The 20,467-nt window shown below is 72.3% G+C and carries 20 protein-coding genes; 11 read left to right on the top strand and 9 right to left on the bottom strand.

The window, feature by feature from the left end:
- Positions 1 to 40 precede the first annotated feature (40 nt).
- Positions 41 to 652, top strand: coding sequence for a TetR/AcrR family transcriptional regulator (locus tag OG446_RS15600; RefSeq protein ID WP_328894616.1), 612 nt, complete (start codon positions 41 to 43; stop codon positions 650 to 652).
- 51 nt (positions 653 to 703) lie between these two features.
- A complete protein-coding gene (locus tag OG446_RS15595) occupies positions 704 to 1,309 on the top strand; it encodes an SRPBCC domain-containing protein (protein WP_328894615.1) in 606 nt (201 codons plus the stop codon).
- A gap of 40 nt (positions 1,310 to 1,349) precedes the next feature.
- Here OG446_RS15595 and OG446_RS15590 read toward each other — a convergent pair whose 3' ends face one another.
- The 7 genes from OG446_RS15590 to OG446_RS15560 form a co-directional block, all read right to left on the bottom strand.
- A complete protein-coding gene (locus tag OG446_RS15590; protein ID WP_328894614.1) occupies positions 1,350 to 2,168 on the bottom strand; it encodes an HAD family hydrolase in 819 nt (272 codons plus the stop codon).
- The gene (locus tag OG446_RS15585; protein ID WP_328894613.1) at positions 2,165 to 2,995 is read right to left on the bottom strand and encodes an inositol monophosphatase family protein; all 831 of its coding nucleotides are present in this window, start codon (positions 2,993 to 2,995) and stop codon (positions 2,165 to 2,167) included. The genes OG446_RS15590 and OG446_RS15585 overlap by 4 nt, the downstream gene beginning before the upstream one ends.
- A 124-nt stretch (positions 2,996 to 3,119) precedes the next feature.
- Positions 3,120 to 3,929: an HAD family hydrolase gene (locus tag OG446_RS15580; RefSeq protein ID WP_328894612.1), complete on the bottom strand. Its 810-nt coding sequence runs from the start codon at positions 3,927 to 3,929 to the stop codon at positions 3,120 to 3,122.
- Positions 3,919 to 4,716, bottom strand: coding sequence for an HAD family hydrolase (locus tag OG446_RS15575; RefSeq protein WP_328894611.1), 798 nt, complete (start codon positions 4,714 to 4,716; stop codon positions 3,919 to 3,921). The genes OG446_RS15580 and OG446_RS15575 overlap by 11 nt, the downstream gene beginning before the upstream one ends.
- Complete coding sequence (locus OG446_RS15570; RefSeq protein WP_328894610.1) at positions 4,713 to 5,864, bottom strand: ABC transporter ATP-binding protein; 1,152 nt, start codon at positions 5,862 to 5,864, stop codon at positions 4,713 to 4,715. The genes OG446_RS15575 and OG446_RS15570 overlap by 4 nt, the downstream gene beginning before the upstream one ends.
- Before the next feature lie 4 nt (positions 5,865 to 5,868).
- A complete protein-coding gene (locus OG446_RS15565; RefSeq protein WP_328894609.1) occupies positions 5,869 to 7,767 on the bottom strand; it encodes an ABC transporter permease in 1,899 nt (632 codons plus the stop codon).
- A gap of 94 nt (positions 7,768 to 7,861) precedes the next feature.
- Positions 7,862 to 9,076, bottom strand: coding sequence for an ABC transporter substrate-binding protein (locus tag OG446_RS15560; RefSeq protein ID WP_328894608.1), 1,215 nt, complete (start codon positions 9,074 to 9,076; stop codon positions 7,862 to 7,864).
- A 260-nt stretch (positions 9,077 to 9,336) separates the two neighbouring features.
- Between OG446_RS15560 and OG446_RS15555 the strand changes: the two genes are divergently transcribed.
- The 3 genes from OG446_RS15555 to OG446_RS15545 all read left to right on the top strand — a co-directional run bounded on the left by OG446_RS15555 (position 9,337) and on the right by OG446_RS15545 (position 12,325).
- The gene (locus tag OG446_RS15555) at positions 9,337 to 10,644 is read left to right on the top strand and encodes a phytase (RefSeq protein ID WP_328894607.1); all 1,308 of its coding nucleotides are present in this window, start codon (positions 9,337 to 9,339) and stop codon (positions 10,642 to 10,644) included.
- 71 nt (positions 10,645 to 10,715) lie between these two features.
- Positions 10,716 to 11,693 carry an inorganic phosphate transporter gene (locus OG446_RS15550; protein WP_328894606.1) on the top strand — a complete coding sequence of 326 codons (978 nt, stop codon included), beginning with the start codon at positions 10,716 to 10,718 and terminating at the stop codon, positions 11,691 to 11,693.
- Complete coding sequence (locus tag OG446_RS15545; protein WP_328894605.1) at positions 11,690 to 12,325, top strand: DUF47 domain-containing protein; 636 nt, start codon at positions 11,690 to 11,692, stop codon at positions 12,323 to 12,325. The genes OG446_RS15550 and OG446_RS15545 overlap by 4 nt, the downstream gene beginning before the upstream one ends.
- A 36-nt stretch (positions 12,326 to 12,361) precedes the next feature.
- Here the strand turns inward: OG446_RS15545 and OG446_RS15540 are convergent, their stop codons facing one another.
- Positions 12,362 to 13,105, bottom strand: a complete 744-nt coding sequence (locus tag OG446_RS15540) for a GntR family transcriptional regulator (RefSeq protein WP_328894604.1) — start codon at positions 13,103 to 13,105, stop codon at positions 12,362 to 12,364.
- 173 nt (positions 13,106 to 13,278) lie between these two features.
- Between OG446_RS15540 and OG446_RS15535 the strand changes: the two genes are divergently transcribed.
- The 6 genes from OG446_RS15535 to iolD are packed head-to-tail and all read left to right on the top strand — an operon-like array spanning position 13,279 to position 19,674.
- Positions 13,279 to 14,277 carry a Gfo/Idh/MocA family protein gene (locus OG446_RS15535; RefSeq protein ID WP_328894603.1) on the top strand — a complete coding sequence of 333 codons (999 nt, stop codon included), beginning with the start codon at positions 13,279 to 13,281 and terminating at the stop codon, positions 14,275 to 14,277.
- The gene (locus tag OG446_RS15530) at positions 14,274 to 15,134 is read left to right on the top strand and encodes a TIM barrel protein (protein WP_443050136.1); all 861 of its coding nucleotides are present in this window, start codon (positions 14,274 to 14,276) and stop codon (positions 15,132 to 15,134) included. Before OG446_RS15535 ends, OG446_RS15530 begins: the two co-directional genes overlap by 4 nt.
- A complete protein-coding gene (gene iolC, locus OG446_RS15525) occupies positions 15,131 to 16,111 on the top strand; it encodes a 5-dehydro-2-deoxygluconokinase (protein WP_443050135.1) in 981 nt (326 codons plus the stop codon). The genes OG446_RS15530 and iolC overlap by 4 nt, the downstream gene beginning before the upstream one ends.
- Entirely contained in the window at positions 16,104 to 16,979 is an 876-nt protein-coding gene (locus tag OG446_RS15520) for a Cgl0159 family (beta/alpha)8-fold protein (RefSeq protein ID WP_328894602.1), read from the top strand. The genes iolC and OG446_RS15520 overlap by 8 nt, the downstream gene beginning before the upstream one ends.
- An 11-nt stretch (positions 16,980 to 16,990) precedes the next feature.
- Positions 16,991 to 17,821, top strand: coding sequence for a 5-deoxy-glucuronate isomerase (iolB, locus tag OG446_RS15515; RefSeq protein WP_328894601.1), 831 nt, complete (start codon positions 16,991 to 16,993; stop codon positions 17,819 to 17,821).
- A complete protein-coding gene (gene iolD, locus OG446_RS15510; RefSeq protein WP_328894600.1) occupies positions 17,818 to 19,674 on the top strand; it encodes a 3D-(3,5/4)-trihydroxycyclohexane-1,2-dione acylhydrolase (decyclizing) in 1,857 nt (618 codons plus the stop codon). The genes iolB and iolD overlap by 4 nt, the downstream gene beginning before the upstream one ends.
- Before the next feature lie 64 nt (positions 19,675 to 19,738).
- Here iolD and OG446_RS15505 read toward each other — a convergent pair whose 3' ends face one another.
- The gene (locus OG446_RS15505) at positions 19,739 to 20,425 is read right to left on the bottom strand and encodes an HAD family hydrolase (protein ID WP_328898309.1); all 687 of its coding nucleotides are present in this window, start codon (positions 20,423 to 20,425) and stop codon (positions 19,739 to 19,741) included.
- Positions 20,426 to 20,467: the final 42 nt, after the last annotated feature.

Genomic DNA, 20,467 nt, shown 5'->3' with positions numbered 1-20,467 from the left:
TTCGTTTTACGAAACGGTCGTAGCGAAAAGGGGTGGGTCCGTGGAACCGGCAGTCCGGCGTGGTCGGCCGCGCAGTGAGGAGGCGGACGCCCGCCTCACCGGCGCGGCCCTGGAGTTGCTGCTCGAACGCGGCTACGACGCCTTCTCGGTCGACGAAGTGGCGGTGAGGGCCGGGGTCGCCAAGACCACGCTGTACCGGCGGTGGCCCACCAAGGACCACCTCGTCGTCGCCGTCGTGGCGCGGATGCAGGACGAGGTCCCCGTCGAGTACCGGGGCGACGTACGCACCGATCTCACGCGCTACCTCAACGCGATCGTCGACGGCCTCGACCGGATGCGGCTGGCCGGGCGCCCTGCGGCGTCGGGTGACGCGTCCGCCGGGCTCGTCGCGGAGGTCGCCGCCGCTGCCGCGCGCCACGCGGACATCGGCGCTGCGGTGCAGGCCATGTTCGTCCGGCGCAACGCACTGGTGCTCCGACTCATCGAACAGGCCCGGGACGCGGGGGAGTTGCGTGAGGACATCGAGCCCGAGGTGCTCTTCGACCAGTTGGCCGGCGCCCTGTACTACCGGCTGCTCATCACCGGCCGCCCCCTCGGCACCGTGTACGTCGACCGGCTCGTGACCAGTGTGCTGCGGGGCGCCGCCGCCTGAGGCGGGCCGGGCCCCGGACCGAGTAACCCCCTGACGAGAGGAAGTACGACGATGACCCGCGCCTTACCGTCCGCTCCGACCGCTGGACCCACGGATCCGGCTCCCGTTCCCCCCCGGCGCCGCAGGCGTCGCGTACTCCTCGGAGCGGGGGCGGCGCTCGTCGCCCTGCTCGGCGGGTACACGGTGTGGAGCAACACCCACCCCGTCCGGCTGACCACCTCCATCGAGATGGAGGCGTCACCCGACGAGGTCTGGCAGGTGCTGACCGACCTGCCCGCCTATCCGCAGTGGAACCCGTTCCTCATCTCGGCGCGGGTGACGTCGGAGGGCGGCCGCCTCGAAGAGGGCGCGACCCTGCGCAACGTGATGCGCGACAGGACCGGGGACAGCACCTTCACCCCGGAAGTCCTGACCCTGGAGCCGGGCCGGGAGCTGCGGTGGCTCGGGAAGATGGGGCCCGGCTGGATCGCGGACGGGGAGCACCGGTTCGTGATCGAGGAGATCGGGGGCGGCCGGGTCCGCCTCACCCAGAGCGAGTCCTTCACCGGGGTCGCGGTGCCGTTCTACGAGGGGAGGTTGAGGAACGACACGCTGCCGCAGTTCCGTGCGATGAACGAGGCGCTGGCCCGGCGGGTCGAGGCGTTGGGGCGTGAGTGACGTGCGCCCCGGTCCGCCCCGACGCGCGGGGCCGGGATCGTCATGGCAGTGGGCCGTCCAGGATGCGCCCCACCAGGTCGGCCACCGCCCCCTCGGAGCAGGGTGCCACCACGATGTCCGCGGCTTTCAGGACCTGGGGATGGCCGTCGCCGACCGCCGCGCCGAGGCCCGCGAGGCGGATCATGCCGGTGTCGTTGGGGTTGTCCCCGATGGCGGCGATCCGGGCGAGGTCCATGCCGTAGCGGGCGGCCAGTTCCCGTAGCGCGGCCTCCTTGCCGGCGCCGGGGGGCAGGACCTCCAGGTACGTGTCCTCCGACTGGACGAGCAGGGCGTCCGGGCAGTGGCGGAGCACCGAGTCGGCCAGGGGCGCCGGGTCCCGGCCGTCGGAGATCAGCATCACCTTCGTGGGCGGTCCGTCCGGCGGGCCGGGCAGCAGCGCGATGCGGTCGCGGCGGGCGTAGTCCGTCAGGGCGGGGGCGTCGCGCAGGATGTGGGCGTCGCTGCCGCTGAAGGCGACCGCGCCCACGCCCTCGGGGAGCGCGGGCACCACCAGGTCCCGGAGATGGGGCCAGAGGGGGCCCAGGTCCAGGTCCAGGAGGTGGTCGCCGGTGCGGGGGCCGGTGATGCGGGCACCGTTGTAGAGGATCATCGGGGTGTCCAGGCCGAGTTCCCGGTGGTACGGGGTGGCGGACTGCTCGTTGCGGCCGGTGGCGATGAAGACCGTGCCGCCGCGGTCCCGGTAGCGGTTGAGCGCCTCGACGCTGCGGGGGACGAGGCGGAGGTCGCGGTCGACGAGGGTGCCGTCCAGGTCGGTGACGATCCAGGAGTGGCTCAGGCCGGCGGCGCGGGGGGCGGTCATCCGTTCGCCCCGGAGGCGGCCCGGCCGGTGTACCAGGTGGTGAACTCCCTTAGCGCGGTGGGCTCCAGGTCGCGGGTGTGCGCCACGTAGCAGGGCTGGTCCCAGCCGGGGGCCCCGCCGAACGGGACGTACGTGCCGCCCGCCCGGTCGACGAGCATATGGGCGGCGCAGATGTCCCACGCGTTGACCGTCGTGCCGAGCGCCGCGTCGCACCAGCCCGCGGCCACGTGGGCGAGGGTGAGGGCGGCGCTGCCCGTGCGGCGGACGGTGCCGTAGCGGGAGACGAGGCCGGCGAACCGCACCGGAGACTCGGGGTCACCGGACGCGAGCTCCCTGCTGTTGGGGAAGCCCGTGATGAGCAGGGCCCGGGACTCGTCCGTCGTGCCCGTCGACTCCAGCGGGCGGTCGCCCAGCCAGGCGCCGGAGAGGTCGGCGGAGAAGACGTGGCCCGCGATCGGGTCCACCACGGCGGCGGCCACCGGGCGGCCGTCGATGACGGCGCCGATCGCGGTGCAGAAGAACGCCAGGCCGTGGGCGAAGTTCGCGGTGCCGTCGATCGGGTCGACGTACCAGGAGACGCTGCCGCTGCCGTCCTCGCGGCCGCCCTCCTCGCCGATGACCGTGCTGTCGGGCACCTTGCCGAGCAGGGCGTGCCGGATGCGTTCCTCGGCGCGCCGGTCGTGCTCGGTCACGGGGTCGTGCTCGTCGCGCTTGAACTCCACGTCCATCCGGCCGCGGAACGCCGCCCGCAGGTCGGGTGCGACGGCGAGCGCGGCCTCCACCGCCACCGTGCGCAGGTGGGCGGAGAGTTCTTCGGTCTCGGTCATGCGAGGTCCCCTCGGTCGGCGGTCTCGTTCACGTGTGGTCCCGTCGCTCGGCGGTCTCGTTCATGTGCGGTCCCGCTGCTCGGCCCGGTCGTGCGTGTGCGGTTGCGCTGCTCGGCCGTGTCGTTCATGTGTGGTCCCGTCGCTCGGTCGTGTCGGGCCCGGTCAGTGCGGAACGGAGGAGTTCCAGGAGCCCTTCGCCGTCGTGGACGACGGTGTCGGGCTGCGGGTGGGCGGTGGGGTCGAGGCGGTCCTCGGGGCGCATCAGGACCGTGCGTCCGACCCCCGCCCGGATTCCGCACACCACGTCGCGGTCGTAGTTGTCGCCCACGTACCAGCAGTCCGCCGGGTCCGTGCCGAGCGCCCGGGCCGCCAGCAGGAGCAACTCCGGGCCGGGTTTGCGGTGTCCGGTCTCGTCCGAGTAGACCTGCACGCCGAGGTGGGGTGCGATGCCCGCGGCCGCCGCCATCTCACGGTTGAGCGCGCCGACCAGGGTGTTGCTGACGATGCCGGTGCGGATGCCGTGCGCCTTGCAGAGGAGGAGCACGTCGGTCATGGCGGGGGCGTGGGCCTTGTCGCTCTCGGCGAGGACCAGGGCGCGGCACAGCCCGGTCGCCTCGGCCGTCACGGCCGCGCGGGCCGGGCCCGGCCAGTCCGCCGCGATGAACTCCGCCCACAGCTCCCGGTGGGTGACCTCGCGCGGGGCGGTGGAGCGGGCGCTGCCGTTCTTCCAGTTCCCGTACGCGGCCCGGCCGGCCCGGATGTCGTGGAGCACGCGCTCCCGGTCGAGGCCGGTCAGCCCGCCGGCGAGGGCGAGTACCTGGTCGGCGAAGGCGGGCAGCCGCTCGGGGCGTTTGACCGAACGGACCAGGACGCCGCCGTGGTCCAGGAGCAGGGCGCGGGGCGGGCCGCCGCGCGTGCCGGGGCTACGCTCCATCGTCCGGCCCCGGCTGTGCACACGCGGAGGTCAGCAGGTCGCGGAGTCCGTACGGGTCGGCGACCACGGCATCCGGCTCGGCCCGGACCACGTACGGGCGCTCGTACGTGCCGCGGGCCTCCATCAGGACGGTCGCGCCGACGCCCGCCCGGCGCCCGCAGAGCACGTCCCGGTCGAAGTTGTCGCCGACGTACCAGGTCCGGGCGGCGGGGACGTCCAGGGCCCTGGCCGCGAGGTGGATCATCTCCGGGTTGGGCTTACGGACGCCCGCCTCGTCGCTGTAGACCTGGAGGGCCAGCCGCTTGTCCAGGCCGGTGTTCCGCAGGTAGTCGCGGTGCACGGAGCCGCTCAGCGCGTTGGAGACGACGGCGGCCGGAATCCCGAACCGGTCGGCGGCGTCCAGGAGTTCGACCGTGCCGGCCCGTGTCTCGCGGTCCTGGCGAAGCTCTCCCTGGCGGTGGCAGAGCACCTGGGCGTGGGCGGTGACGAAGGCGCGGGCGGCCGGGGGCCAGTCGGCGGCGACGAACTCCGTCCAGTAGCGGTGGGCGGTCATCTCGACGGGCGCGGCCGGCCGGGACATCGCGTTCTTCCAGTGCGAGTCGGCCACGGCCGCCGCCTTGAGGTCGCTGACGATGTCGTCGTGCGTCAGCTCGTGGCAGCCCGCGGCCATGAGGTCGTGGTGCAGCTCGCCGGCCAGCTCCTGCGGCCAGGACGGGCGGTTGGTGGTGGCGACGACGACTCCACCGAAGTCGAGCAGCAGGGCTGCGGGGCGGATCAGCTGGTTCACGGTGCGGTGTACTCCTTGGAGGGCGCGGGGACGGCCGAGGGCTCCGGGAGCCTGGCCCCGTCGCTGTCGAACAGATGCAGGTCGCTCAGGTCCACGGAGCAGCGGACGGTGTCACCGGGGGCGGCGGTCACGGCCTTGAAGGACACCAGGTACAGCTCGGTGTCCGCCGCGTCCAGCGACACCGTGGTGCTGGAGCCGGTCGGCAGCACGGTGGTGACGGTGGCGTCGAACTCCAGGACGCCGTCCGGCGCGGGGCCGGGGGACGCGGGCCGGGCGGCGAGACGTATCGCCTCCGGGCGGACGCCCACGGTGCGCAACCGCCGGTTGAGTGCGGGGCGTTCGGCCACGATGCGGTCGTGGACGCCACCGCGGAACGGGCCGTCGTCGTCGGTCCCGACGTCGAAGAGGTTCATCGGAGGGCTGCCGACGAACTGGGCCACGAACGTGTTGGCCGGGCGGTGGTAGACCTCCAGGGGCGGGGCGAGCTGCTGTACCTCCCCCTTGTTCATCACGACCACGTGGGTGGCCATCGTCATGGCCTCCAGCTGGTCGTGGGTGACGAAGACGATGGTGTGGCCCGTCTCGTCGTGGAGCCGTTTCAGCTCGGCCCGCATCTCCAGCCGGAGCTGGGCGTCCAGATTGGACAACGGCTCGTCCAGGAGCAGCACTTCGGGGTTGATGACGAGCATGCGGGCCAGCGACACGCGTTGCTGCTGGCCACCGGAGAGCTGGGCGGGATAGCGGTCGGCGGCCCAGTCGATCTGCATCATCTTCAGGGCCTTCAGCGTGCGTTCGGCCCGCTCGGCCGGGCGGACCTTGCGGACCCGCAGGCCGAACTCGACGTTCTTCGCCACCGTCAGATGCGGCCACAGGGCGTAGTTCTGGAAGACCAGTCCCATGCCCCGTTCCTCGGGCGGCACGAACACGCCCTGTTCCACGCTGTCCCGGACCCGGCCACCGACCTCGATGGAGCCGGCGTCGAGGTGCTCCAGGCCCGCGATCATGCGCAGTGTCGTGGTCTTTCCGCAGCCGGACGGGCCGAGCAGACAGGTGAAGGACCCGTCGGGGATCTCCAGGTCGAGATTGTCGATGGCGGGGGGATGGGAGCCGTAGCTCTTCCGCACCGCGGTGAGCGCAATGGTGGGCATGGCGTCAGCCTCCGAGTCCCGAGGACAGGTTCGTCCTGGTCAGGCGTTGGGTCAGGTACGTGGCGAGGAAGGAGATCAGCGAGATGACGAGCACCACCGCGTTCGCCATCTGGTCGTAGGCGTAGTCCACGAGGTTGATGGAGAGCGTGGTGAGCAGCTGGGTGCCCGTCGTGGTCAGCATGATCACGATGCTGAGCTCCTTGAGCCCGGAGATGAACGGGAGCACCACGCCGGTCACCAGGGCCCCGCGCTGGATGGGGATGACCACCTTGCGCATGCGGGTGAACCAGCCGGCGCCGGTCACCTGCGCGGCCTCCTCCGGCTCCGGTCCGAGCTGCATCATGGCGCTGATGCCCGACCGCGAGGAGTACGGGAGATGGGTCACGGCGAGCACGATGACGAGCAGGGTGATCGAGCCGTACAGGGCCGGAACGGGCCCCCGCTGTACGGCGAACAGGGTGAGGAACGCGGCGGCGAAGGCGATGCCGGGGACCATGTAGGGCAGGAAGCTGATCTGGCGCAGCGCGGTGCCCATCCTGCTGCCGCCCGAGCGGACGACGACGTAACCGATCAGCAGCCCGACGGCCCCGCAGATCAGCGAGGCCAGCCCGACGATGCGCAGGCTGTTCCAGGCGGCGTCCCACAGCTGGGTGCCGCGCAGTACTCCGTGCGGGAAGCCGGGGGCGCCCGCGATGTGCTCGCCGATCCAGTACTTGAGCGTGAAGTTGTCGAGGCTGAACACCCCGGGCGTCTTGCTGACGGTGGACAGCGCCAGGGTGGCGACGGGGACCACCACACCCACGGCGAAGATGGAGAGCGCGACGCCCAGCGCGGCCGGGCGCCAGCGGCCCAGCGGACTGATCCGGTCCATCGCCCCCTTGCCGCCGACGGTCACGAACCGGCGCTGCTCACGCACCAGCCGGGTGTCGATGATGATCACGACGATGCCGATCGCCACGATGACGCCGGCGAGCACGGCGGTGACGCCCTGCTGGTGGTCGTGGACGGCGCGGAACAGGGAGGTCGACAGCAACTCGTAGTTGACCGGCAGCCCCAGGATGTACGGCGTACCGAACGTGCCCAGGATGCGGCCGAAGACCAGCAGCACGGACGAGGACATGGCCGGCAGCATCAGGGGGAGCGTGATCCGCCCCAGCACGGTGGCGCGTTTTGCTCCCAGGACCCGTGCGGAGTCCTCCAGTTGACTGTCGATGCGCCGCAGTGCGTTGCCGAACAGCAGGAGGACGAACGGGTAGTAGTGCAGCCCGAGACAGATGATGATCGGGACGGCGCCGTAGGCGAGCCAGTCGGGCGTGTGGACGCCCCAGGCCTCCAGCAGGCCGATCTGGCCGCCCGAGCTGTCGTTCTTGAACAGGGCCAGCCAGGCCAGCGCGAACGTCCAGGACGGCAGCATGTAGGGGACGACCAGCGCGGTCGACAGCCACTTGCGGCCGGGTATGTCGGTACGGGTGAGCAGCCAGGCCGCTGCGCCGCCGAGGATCACCGCGAGCAGCGTGACGCCGAGGGCGACGACCACGGTGTGCCGCAGCGGCTCCCAGAAGAGGATGTCGCTGACGGGCGAGCGGAAGACGCGCCAGAAGTAGTACCCGGTGAGCGCGCCGATCGACTGCCCGGACTTGCCGTCGTCGCCGACCTGGACCCGTGCGGCGTCGGAGAGCACGGCGACGAGCGGTGCCACCACGAGGTAGGCGAGCAGCAGGACGAGCACGCCCCCGACCAGGTAGGTCGGCTCGTGGCGCAGCACGTTCAGTCGGTAGCGCAGTCGGTTCAGCCGTCCGGAGCCGCGCTTCCCGTTCGGGCCGCCTCCCCCGGCGGGGTCGGGGGAGGGGCGGGGCGGATCGGCTGACGGGGCGGGGGCGGAGTCGGGGTCGGCCACGGCCATGGGCGTTCTCCAGGAGAGGTGTGCGCGGTCCGGCCGGCCCGTCGGGGGAGGCCGGGCCGGCCGGAGGAGGGGTACGGGAGAGGGGCCGGGGAGGTCAGCTGTGGCTGATGCGCCACAGGTCCTGCATGGCCTCGGTGTCGGCGAAGTCCTTCGCCAGGTACTTGGGGTCGAAGGTGAACAGCTCCTTCTTCCAGTCGGTCAGACCGGGCGGGCTGAAGGAGCCCTGCTTGACCGCCGTGCTGCCGGGAATCCCGCCGGCACCCATCTCGTGGCTGATGCCCTCCTCGGTGAGGACGAAGTGGGTGAAGAGCTTCGCGGCGTTGGGGTGCTTGCTCTTGGTGGCGATCGCCGAGTACTTCGGGTAGAGGTATCCGCTCCACGGCTTGAGCGTGTCGCAGACCCGCATCGAGTAGTTCTTCTCCTCGACGTCACGGAACTTGGCGTTGGAGACGAGCCCGATGCGCGGCTGCTTCTGGTTGGGCGAGGCCACGGCTGCCGCCACGTCGTCATCGGCGGAGGTGAGGACGGGGGAGTTCTTCGCCAGTTGGACGACCCATTCCTCGGCGGCCGTCTTCTGCGTGGTCTTCAGCTCCTGGCCGGGGTGCGCGGCCTCGTGGGCATCGCGCAGGGCCTGATCGGCGCCGTTGGACAGCTGGTTGAACCACTCGATGATGTTCGGCTTGCCCAGCGGGTCCTGGAGGGCGACCTTGCCCTTCCACTCGGGTCCCACGAGGTCCCAGACGTTGTCGACCGGGCAGCCCTTGGGGAAGAGCTTCGGGTTGTACACCCAGACGTTGGCCTTCTGCAGGACGAGCAGCGGGCTGCGGTTCGCCTCCGGGACGCCGTCCGCCAGGTCCGCGGGTATCCAGGTGTGGACGACCTTCTGCGGCAGCAGCTCGCCGACGAGGCTGGGGCCGTCCTCGTACAGGGTCATGTCGATGGTGACGTTGTCGGCCTGTGCCTCCCTGGTCATCTTCTCCAGGGTGTCGCCGACCTTGTTCTTCACGCCGGTCGCCTTGATGCCGTACTTGGCGGTGAAGGCCGTGGCGACCTTGGTGATGTCGCCCGAGCTGTCGTAGACGGTGATCGACCCCTCCTTCTTCGCGGCCGCCACCAGGGCGTCCAGATCGAAGTCGGCCGCGGGGTCGATGACGGCGGACGGGGCGGCGCTGCCGGGGGCGGCGTCGTCACCGGTCTGGCTCGACGGTGCGCAGGCCGCTGCGCCGGCGAGTACGGCAATTGCGGCTGTGAGAGCGATTCTTCGGGCCGGCCGCTGTGCGCCACCGGTGCCACGAGTGCTGCTGGACAATGCCTGACCTCCTGCGTGGGCCCGGCGGAGCCGGGCTGCTCCTGAGTGGGTCGGCCTTCTCCACAACGGGTCGGGGCGACTTGGGGAGCAGCTTCCGCCCGCCTTCTTCACTATGTCAAGACATGCTGATGTAACTCTGTGGAAAAGCATGGAGGTTGGCGCATCCGTGAAGCGCTCATGTCCGCAGCCTTTTATGTCAGCACATACTTATGTACTGTCCTGGCCATCCCGCACCGCCCAGCCCACTTCCGGGAGGCACGATGCACCTGTCCAGACGTTTCACCACGGTCTGTCTGGCGGCGGCGACCGCCGCACTGATGGCGACACCGGCCAACCCCGCGGCCGCCGCGAACACCCCCTCCGTGTACGCCGTCAGCGAGACCCCCGCCCAGTTCGACGACGCGGCCGGCGGCGACGCCAACGCGGACGACCCGGCGATCTGGTTCAACGCGGCGGACCCCGAAGCCAGCCTCGTCATCGCCACCGCCAAGCAGGGTGGCCTGCGCGTCAATGACCTCGGCGGCAACGAGATCCAGTCGATCCAGGCGCCCGCCGCCCCCGGCCCGGACAACGAGCCCGGCCGGTACAACAACGTCGACCTGCTGTCCGGCCTGAAGATCAACGGCAGCCGCACCGACATCGCCGTCGTCTCCGACCGGGGACGCGACCGGCTGCGGATCTACGGCATCGACCGTCACCACCCCGACGCGCCGCTCACCGATCTCACCGACCCCGCCGCGCCCCGGGTCTTCAGCGCCACCGAGGCCGACGTGGACGAACAGCAGACCGCCTACGGGCTCGCCACCTGGCGCAACGCCGCCAACGGGCGCTACTACGCGCTCGCCAGTCAGCGCCACACGACGGGCCTGGCGCTGATGGAGCTCACCGCGACCGCCTCCGGCACCGTCACCTACCACCGGATCCGGACCCTGGACCTGCCCTCCTCGTTCGACATCGGCAACGGCACCGTCTGGACCCCCTGCGACGAGCCGGGCCGCACCCCCCAGGTCGAAGGCATGGTCGTGGACGCCGAACGAGGCGTCCTCTACGCGGCCCAGGAGGACGTCGGCATCTGGCGGATGCGCGCCGACCTCACCGGAACGCCCCGCATCGTCGACAAGGTCCGCGAGTTCGGGATCCCCGGTACCTACGACCCGGTGGCCGACGAGTGCACCGCAGGCGCGGACCCGGGCGTGGGCGGCAAGCGCATCACCGCCGACGTCGAGGGACTGACGATCTACCGCGAGGACGACGGCGAGGGGTACCTGCTCGCCTCCAGTCAGGGTGACAACACCTTCGTCGCCTACGAGCGCGAGGACGACAACGACTACGTCGGCAACTTCCGGGTCGCCCCGGCGGCCGGCGCCGGCGCGATCGACGGCTCCGAGGAGTGCGACGGCGCGGCGGTGCTCAACGCTCCGCTGGGCGACGGGTATCCGCACGGTCTGCTGGTGGTCCACGACGGCTTCAACGCCCCGGACGTGACCGGCGAGGACGGAGAGGTCCGCACCAACACGAACTTCAAGTTCGTCGACTGGGACGACGTGGCCGACGCGCTGGACGACTGACGGCCCACGGGGCGGCGTGCACACCGGTCACCGGGTGCGCGTCGCCCCCACCACGTGAGGTAGTACCTTCCTTGACCACCACTGTCGCGCTCTTCATCACCGCCGTCGCCTTCGTTCTCGTCTGCGGTGCCAACGACGGTGCCTCGCTGCTGGCCATGGCCGTACGCCACAGCAGCGGTTCGGCCGTTCCCGTACTGCTGATGCTGACCGCCGCGGTGGCGGCCGGGCCCGCCCTGTTCGGGGTGCGGGTGGCCCGCACCTTCACCGAGGGGCTGATACCCGGGGACGCCGCTCACCCCGCGCTCATCTTCCTGTGCGGCGCCGCCGCCGCCCTCGTACTCGTCCTCCTGCTCACCTGGCGGGGCATCCCGACCTCGATCACGCTGGCCGTACTCGGCGGCCTGGCCGGCGCCGGTTCAGGACTGGGCGAACGGCCGCACTGGGCCCGGCTCGGTCTGGTGCTCGGGATCGCCGCGGCGGCCCCGCTGATCGGCGCCGCCGCCGGGTTCGCCCTGGGCCGGGGCGCCCGCCGGATGCCGACGACGCCCGGGATGCCGCGCCTGGTGCACGGCGCTCACGTCGCCGCCTTCGGCTGCCAGTGCCTGGCCTACGCGGCCAACGACGGCCAGAAGATGTTCGCCGTCGCGGCCGTGGCGTCGGCCGGCCGCGTCGGCGGCAGCCTGGACACCCCGCCCGGCCTCGCACCGGCCGTCCTGGTGGCGCTCCTCTTCGGGGCGGGGGCCGTCCTCAGCCTGCGGAGGGTGTCCGGCGGGGCATCGGTCCGGCTGCTGGCCGCCCGCCCCTGGCAGGTCGCCTCGGCGGAGATGGCCTCGTCCGCCACGGTGCTCTCCAGCGCGGCGCTCGGCGCACCCGTGAGCATGACCCAGACGGTGATCGGCGGACTGGTGGGCGCGGGGGCCAGCGAGGGCGGCCGCCGGGTGCGCTGGCAGTTCGCCGTCCCGCTGGTCACCGCATGGGGTGTGACCCTGCCCGCCGCCTACGCGGCCGGCCTGCTGGCCGGCCTTCTCGCCAGAGGAGTGACCGCATGACCTTCCGCAGAATCGTCGACGACCTCACCGGCCGGTCCCACCATCAGCTGACGGACCTGCTCGCCACCCAACTCGACGCGGCCATCGAGGGGGTGGGGCTGGCATCCGCGATGTCCGAGGGCACGCTCACGCCCGCCGAGGCCCGTGAGGCCATGGTCGACGTCGAGCACCGGGGCGACACCGGACGGGCCCGACTGGTCGCGGAACTCGCCGTCGCCCTGACCACGCCGATCGACCGCGAGGACCTCTACCGGTTCTCCCGCTGCGTCGACGACGTACTGGACAACATCCGCGACCTGGTGCGGGAGACCGACCTCTACGGTGCCGAGGGGCAGCCCGCCGACCTGCCCGCGCTGGCCGGGGTGGCGGAGGGCCTGGCCGCCCTGCGCGGCGCGGTCCGGGGGCTGGCGGACCGGCCGGGGGAGGTGGACGCGGCCACCTCGGAGGCCCGCAAGGCCGCCGGGCAGGTGCGCAGGCACTACCAGTTGGCGATGGCCGAACTGCTGCGGCAGGACGTCGGCGCCGACACCCTGACCCGGCGCGAACTGCTGCGCCGGCTGGACGTCGTGGGGCTGCGGCTGGGGGAGTCCGTGGCCGCGCTGTCGGACGCCATGCTCAAGCGCAGCCACTGAGCGGACGGGCCGGCGCGCGTCCGCCCGCCGGGCCGTTCAGTGTGCGGTCAGCGTCATCTCGAAGGAGTACCGGGACGCGCGGTAGAGGTGCGAGCCGAACTCCACCGGACGGCCCGCGTCGCCCTGGACCGTACGTTCCATGGTGAGCAGGGTGCCGCTGCGGCCCTCGCCCAGCAGCCGTGCCTCCGCCGCCGTGGCCCTGCGGGCCCCGATGTTCTGGCGGGCGGTGCGCAGCGAGACGCCGGCCCGCTTGAGGAGTTCGTAGAGCCCGAACTCGGTGAGGTCGTCCACGGTGAGGGGCAGCAGGTCCGCCGGCAGGTGGTTGTGCATGACGGCTATGGGTTCGTCGTTCGCGTAACGCAGCCTGCGCAGCTCCACGGTGGGCGTGCCGGGTTCGAGTTCGAGTGCGACCGCGACGGGTCCCGCGGCGGGCACGGTCTCCAGGGAGAGCACCTCGGTACGGGGCCGGCGGTCGTCCCGCTTCAGGTCCTCGAAGAGGCTGGTCAGCTCGATCTGCCTGCGCACCCGGTTGTTGACGACCTGCGTGCCGACGCCGCGCTTGCGTGCGAGGAGCCCCTTGTCGACGAGATGCTGCATGGCCTGGCGCATCGTCGGGCGCGAGAGGCCGAACTTGTCCGCCAGCGCGATCTCGTTCTCCAGCCGGGTTCCGGGCGCCAACGTGCCCGATTCGATGAGCTGTTGGAGCTGCTGCGCGACCTGGAAGTACAGCGGCACGGGACTGCTGCGGTCGATGCTTATCAGCCTGGTGATCGATTCCATGGGGACTCCTCGATGCGTAGAACCAGGCGTTCAGTATGCCGCACAGTTCGACTCAAGCTCTGTACGTATATATGTCAGAACAAATGCTTGACTCGTTGTGAGTGCCGAGGATACAAATCAGGGGCAGGGATCAGACAGGAATCCACTCCTCCTCGAACCGGAGGCATTCGCGCATGCGCATCGGACTCATCGGTACCGGCCGGATCGGCACGTTCCACGCCGAGACCCTGATCGGACTGCCCGCCGTGAAGCGGGTCGTCCTCCACGACGCCGTCGAACGCCAGGCGCACGAACTGGCCGTCAAACTCGGTGCCGAGCACGACCCCGACCTCGACAACCTGCTGGGATCCGGCCTGGACGGCGTCGTGATCGCCGCCCCCACCGCGGCCCACGCGGACCTCGTACGGGCCGCGGCCGGCGCCGGAGTGCCCGTCTTCTGCGAGAAGCCGATCGCCGACAGCCTCGCCGGTACCCGGGCCCTGCTGGCCGAGCTCGACTCCACCGGCGTCCCGCTCCAGGTCGGCTTCCAGCGCCGCTTCGACGCGGGTTACACCGCGCTGCGCGACACCGTGGCCGCCGGCGAACTGGGCTGGCTGCACACCGTCCGGGCCTGCACCGCCGACCCGGCACCGCCACCGGCCGGATACCTGCCCGCGTCGGGCGGCATCTTCCGCGACTGCGCCGTGCACGACTTCGACATCGTGCGCTGGGTCACCGGCCGTGAGGTCGTCGAGGTCAGCGCCACCGGCTCCAACCGCGGCGATCCCTGCTTCACCGCCGCCGGGGACGTCGACACCGCCGTCACCGTCCTCACCCTCGACGACGGCACGCTGGTGACGTGCACCGCCACCCGGTACAACGGCGCCGGTTACGACGTACGGATGGAAGTGGCCGGCTCCACCGGCACCCTGGCCACCGGCCTCGACCCGCACGCCCCCCTCCGCTTCACCGCCGGCGGGCCGCAGCCGGGGGCCGTCTCCCACGACGGGTTCCTCAGCCGTTTCCACGACGCGTACGTCGCCGAGCTGACCGCCTTCACCGAAGTCGCCGCGGGCACCCGCCCCAGCCCCTGCACCGGGGACGACGCGCTGGCCGCCCTGCTGGTCGCCGAGGCCGCCGACCGTTCGTGCCGCACCGGCCGACCCGTACGAGTAGAGGAGGCGGGCCGATGATCCGCGTCGCCGGAGCACCCATCTCCTGGGGTGTGTGCGAAGTCCCCGGCTGGGGACACCAGATGGCCCCCGAGCGGGTCCTCGACGAGATGGCCGCCGCCGGTCTCGCCGCCACCGAGTTCGGGCCCGAGGGGTTCCTGCCGCCCGACCCCGACGCCCGCGCGGAACTGCTCGCCGGGCACGGACTGGCAGCCGTCGGCGGGTTCGTGCCCGTCGTCCTCCACGACCCCGGCCGCGACCCGCTCCCCGAAGTGCGGCGGGCGCTGGCCGGATTCGGCTCCGCACGGACCCTGGTCCTCGCCGCCGCCACCGGATCCGAGGGCTACGACGCCCGTCCGGAACTCGACGACCGGCAATGGGACGCCCTGCTGGCCAACCTCGACCGGATCGCCGCCCACGCCGGCGCCGAAGGCGTCACCGCCACCCTGCACCCGCACATCGGCACGATGGTCGAGGGCCCGGACGAGGTCGAACGCGTCCTCACCGGCAGCTCCGTCCCCCTCTGCCTGGACACCGGCCACCTGCTGGCCGGCGGCAACGACCCCGTGGAACTGGCCCGCCGGGCCGCCGGCCGCATCGCCCACGTCCACCTCAAGGACGTCGACGCGGCGCTCGCCGCCCGGGTCCGGGCCGGGCACGTCACGTACACGGACGCCGTCCGCACCGGCCTCTACCAGCCGCTCGGCCAGGGCGACGTGGACATCTCCGCGATCACCACCGCACTGGACGCGGCCGGCTACACCGGGTGGTACGTACTCGAACAGGACACCGTCCTCGACGCCGAACCAGCGGTGGGCGAGGGCCCGTTGGCCGATGTCGTCGCCTCCCTCGCCCATCTGCGCAAGGTGACGTCGTGAGCGCCCCCGCACCCGCCCCCGAGGTCCTGGTCATGGGACGACTCGGCGTGGACCTCTACCCGCTCCAGCAGGGGGTGGGCCTGGCCGACGTCGACACCTTCGGCAAGCACCTGGGCGGCAGCGCCGCCAACGTATCCGTCGCCGCCGCCCGGCACGGCCGCCGCACCGCCCTGATCAGCCGCACCGGACAGGACCCCTTCGGCGACTACCTCAGGACCGAGCTGCGCGGTTACGGAGTCGACGCCGCCCGGGTCCTCCCCGTCGCCGGACCCCCGACCCCGGTCACCTTCTGCGAGGTCTTCCCGCCCGACGACTTCCCCATCTGGTTCTACCGCCCGCCCGGCACCCCCGACCTGCGGATCCACCCCGGCGAACTGGACCTGGACGAGGTGCGCGCGGCCGGCCTGCTCTGGATCACCGGCACCGGGCTGTCCGCCGAACCCAGCGCGGCCGCCCACCTCACCGCCCTGAACGCCCGCGACCGGTCGGGGATCACCGTGCTCGACCTCGACTACCGGCCCGGACTCTGGCCCTCCCCGCAGGCCGCCGGACCCGCACTGCGGGCCGCCCTCGCGGGGGCCACCGTGGCCGTCGGCAACCTCGACGAGTGCGAGGCCGCCGTCGGCGAACGCGACCCCGACGCGGCGGCCGAGGCGCTGCTGGCCACCGGCATCGGACTGGCCGTGGTCAAACAGGGACCCGCGGGGGTGCTGGCACGCACCGCCGAGGAGCGGGTCGAGGTCGCTCCCCACCCCGTCGAGGTCGTCAACGGCCTCGGAGCCGGCGACGCCTTCGGCGGCGCCCTGTGCCACGGCCTGCTCGCGGGCTGGCCACTGGAACGGACCCTCCGCTTCGCCAACGCCGCAGGCGCCTTCGTCGCGGGGCGGCTCTTCTGCGCCCCCGACATGCCGACAACCCTCCAGGTGGAAGACATGATGGAACACCCCCACATCCCCGAAGCGGCTCCGCATGCGTGACGGAGCACTGCAGACCCTGAGGGAGACCCGGGCCCGGCGGCCCGAGGCGATCCTGGAGGCGGCCCAGCGGCGCAGCCGGCGCCCGATGATCCAGCCGTCCGGCCGGCTGATGCTGGTGGCCGCCGACCATCCGGCCCGCGGCGCCCTCGCCGTCCGAGGCCGGCCCGACGCCATGGCGAACCGCGCCGAACTCCTCGACCGCCTGCTGACCGCGCTGGAACGCCCCGGCGTGGACGGAGTGCTCGGCACCCCCGACGTACTGGAGGACCTCCTGCTGCTCGGCGCCCTGGAGGACAAGGTCGTCATCGGCTCGATGAACCGCGGCGGCGTACCCGAGACCGTCTTCGAGATGGACGACCGGTTCACCGCGTACGACGCGGCCACGATCGAGGAGATGGGCTTCGACGCCGGGAAGATGCTCCTGCGCATCGATCCGACCGACGCCGCCACCGCCTCCACCCTGGCGGGCTGCGCGGACGCCGTGTCCGCGCTCGCGGACCGCCGGCTGACGGCCCTGGTCGAACCGTTCTGGGTCAGGCGCGGGCCGGACGGACGAGCCGTCAACGACCTGCGCCCCGAGGCCATGATGCGCGCACTGTCCATCGCCCAGGGCCTCGGCCGCACCTCCGCCTACACCTGGCTGAAGGTTCCGGTGGTCGACCACATGGAAGCGGTGATGGAGGCGTCGACGCTGCCCGCGCTGCTGCTCGGCGGGGACCCTCCGGGCACCCCCGACGAGACGTACGCCTCCTGGGAGAAGGCGCTCCGGCTCCCCACCGTGCGCGGCCTGGTCGTCGGCCGGTCGCTGCTCTACCCGCCCGACGACGATGTGGCCGCAGCGGTGGACACCGCCGTCGGCCTGCTGTGAGAGGAGACGCCATGGACGGCCATCAGCCCGCGGGCAGCACCGCACACGGCCCCTGGACCGTGGACACCGGCATGCGCCACACCGGACTGCGGGTGCTGGAACTCGGCCCCGGCGGCTCGCAGTCCTTCGGTACGGAGGAACGCGAGGTGATCGTGCTGCCGCTGTCCGGCTCCTGTTCCGTGCGCTGCGGAGCCGAGGAGTTCGAACTGGCGGGGCGCCCCGGGGTCTTCGAGGGCGTGAGCGACTTCGCGTACGTCCCCCGGCGCAGCGACGCCGTGATCAGCAGCACCGGCGGCGGCCGGTTCGCGCTGGCGAGCGGCACCGCGCGGCGGGACCTGCCGTTCCGCCGCGGTGATGCCGGGGGAGTCCCGGTCGAGACGCGCGGCGCGGGTTCCTGTCTGCGTCAGGTCCACAACCTGGCCAGTGCCGACGGCTTCGCGTGCGACCGGCTGATCGTGGTGGAGGTCCTCACCCCGGACGGGAACTGGTCCAGCTATCCGCCGCACAAGCACGACGAGCACACCGCGACGGAGTCGGAGCTGGAGGAGGTCTACTACTTCGAGATCGGCCGCGGCGGCTTCGGCCACCACCGGCTCGGCGGCAGCCCGCCGGGCCCCGCCGGTGAGACGGCCGAAGTCCGCACCGGGGACGTCGTGCTGGTGCCGGACGGCTGGCACGGCCCCTCCGCCGCCCTGCCCGGCTACCCGATGTACTACCTCAACGTGATGGCCGGCCCGCACGACGAACGCGCCTGGCGGATCACCGACGACCCGGCGCACGCCTGGATCCGCGAAACCTGGAGCTCCACTCCGGCCACACCGCCCGAGGAAGGGACATCATGATCCGGCTCACTGTCGCCCAGGCGCTGGTGCGCTTCCTGGTCGCCCAGCACACCGAACGGGACGGGGAGAGCCGGCGCCTGTTCGCCGGCTGTTTCGGCATCTTCGGCCACGGCAACGTGGCCGGCCTGGGACAGGCGCTCTGGGAGAACCGCGACCTGACGTACTACCAGGCGCGCAACGAGCAGGCGATGGTGCACACCGCCGCCGCGTACGCCCGGATGACCGACCGGCTCTCGACGTTCGCCTGCACGGCGTCGGTCGGACCCGGCGCCACCAACATGATCACCGCCGCCGCCGGGGCCACCATCAACCGGCTCCCCGTCCTGCTCCTGCCCGGGGACACCTTCGCCACCCGCGTCGCCGAACCGGTGCTCCAGCAGCTGGAGACATCGTGGGCGGGCGATGTGACGGTCAACGACGCCTTCCGGCCGGTCTCCCGGTACTTCGACCGGATCGCGCGCCCCGAGCAGCTGATCGGTGCCGCCCTGGCGGCCGTGCGCACGCTCACCGACCCGGTGGACACCGGCGCGGTGACGCTCGCGCTGCCCCAGGACGTGCAGGCGGAGGCGTACGACTGGCCCGAGGAGTTCCTGGCCCACCGGGTGTGGCGCATCGACCGGCCGGCCCCGCAGGCCGAGGTGCTGGCCGACGCCGTCCGGATGATCCGCGCCGCCCGCCGCCCGCTCGTCGTGGCCGGGGGCGGCGTCGTCTACGCGGGCGCCACCGAGGCGCTGGACGCCTTCGCCCGCGCCACCGGAATCCCGGTCGCGGAGACCCAGGCGGGCAAGGGCTCGCTGCGGCACGGCCACCCGTCCTCGGCCGGTGCGATCGGGCACACCGGCACCACGGCGGCCGACGCGCTGGCCCGCGAGGCCGACCTGGTGATCGGCATCGGCACCCGCTACAGCGACTTCACGACCGCCTCGCACACCCAGTTCGCCGACCCCGGTGTCCGGTTCCTCAACATCAACGTGGCCCGGCTCGACGCGGTGAAGCACGCCGGACTGGCGATGGTCGCCGACGCCCGTACCGCCCTGGAGGCGCTGACCGCCGCACTGGCGGACTGGCAGGTGCCCGGGGAGCACCGCGCGCGGACCGTCGCCCTGGCCCGCGACTGGGACACGGCCGTGGACGCGGCGTACCACCTGCAACACACCCCGAAGCCGGCCCAGTCCGAGGTGGTCGGCGCCGTCAACGAGGCGGCCGGCGAGGACGGTGTGGTGATCTGCGCGGCCGGTTCGCTCCCGGGCGACCTGCACAAGCTCTGGCGGGCGGCGGACCCGAAGCAGTACCACGTCGAGTACGGGTACTCCTGCATGGGTTACGAGATCGCCGGCGGGCTCGGCGTGAAACTCGCCGCCCCGGAGCGCGAGGTCTTCGTCATGGTCGGCGACGGCTCCTACCTGATGATGGCGCAGGAACTGGTGACGGCCGTGTCCGAAGGGGTCAAGCTCATCGTGGTCCTGGTCCAGAACCACGGCTTCGCGTCGATCGGCGCGCTCTCCGAGACGGTCGGCGCGCCGCGCTTCGGCACCTGGTACCGCTACCGCGACCAGGACAGCGGGGCGCTGGAGGGCGACCGGCTGCCCGTCGACCTGGCGGCCAACGCGGCGAGCCTGGGCGCGGACGTCCTGCGGGTCGCCACGACCGCCGAACTCCGCAAGGCACTTGCCGAGGCCCGGGCCTCCGACCGGTGCACGGTGATCCACATCGAGACGGACCCGCTGGCCCCCTCGCCCTCCTCCGGAGCCTGGTGGGACGTGCCGGTCGCGGAGGTCTCCGACGCCCCGGAGACCAGGGCCGCCCGGGACGCGTACGTGAAGGCCAAGGCCGCCCAGCGACCGTACCTCTGAGGGGAGCGCCGACGGCCGGGCACCCCGCTCGTGGCGGGGCCCGGCCCGGACGCGCCGGACACCCCTACAACGCCCGCAACGCCCTCGGCCGCCGCGGCTCCGGCGCGTCCGGCACCTTGCTCAGCAGGCCCGGGAGCTCCGTCAGCGCGTTGATGCGGAAGTCGGCGGTCTCCACCACGTCCGGGTGGTCCGCCCACCAGTACCCGCACGCGCCCCGCCGGATGTGCGCCGCCCGCAGCCCCGAGGACTTGGCCGGGAACAGATCGCCCGCCGGATGGTCGCCCACGTACAGCGTCCCCTTCGGGTCCGAGCCGGACACCTCCAGGACGCGGGCGAAGAACTCCGGGTCCGGTTTGGCGACGCCCCACTCGTCCGAGGTGACGATCACATCCGCGGGCAGGTCCAGCGCCCGCAGCAGTTCCCCGGCCCGCACCGTCCCGTTGCCCGCGACCACCACCCGTACGCCCAGCGCACGCAGTTCGGCCAGGGCCGGGCGGACGTCCGGGTAGAGGTCCGACTCGTCCAGGTGCTCGCCGCGTCCGGCGGCGGCGCGTGCCTGCGAGGCCTCCGCGACGTCCATGTCGGGGCGCAGCATGCTCAGCGCGTCCGCGCTGTCCCGGCCCTGGACGACCGCGGCCCCGACCAGCGCACTCAGCGTGTGCGGCGGGACGCCGAGCCAGTTGGCCCAGGACGCCCAGTAGCGGTCGTCGCGGATGAGTGTCTCGCCGATGTCGAAGACGATCGTTTCCATCACCGGGCCGAGCCTACGGGTCGGGGACCCTTGCGCGGCCGA

It is taken from the genome of Streptomyces sp. NBC_00236, assembly GCF_036195045.1.
GTDB lineage: Bacteria > Actinomycetota > Actinomycetes > Streptomycetales > Streptomycetaceae > Streptomyces.
This window is presented reverse-complemented; position numbering and strand designations above follow the sequence as displayed.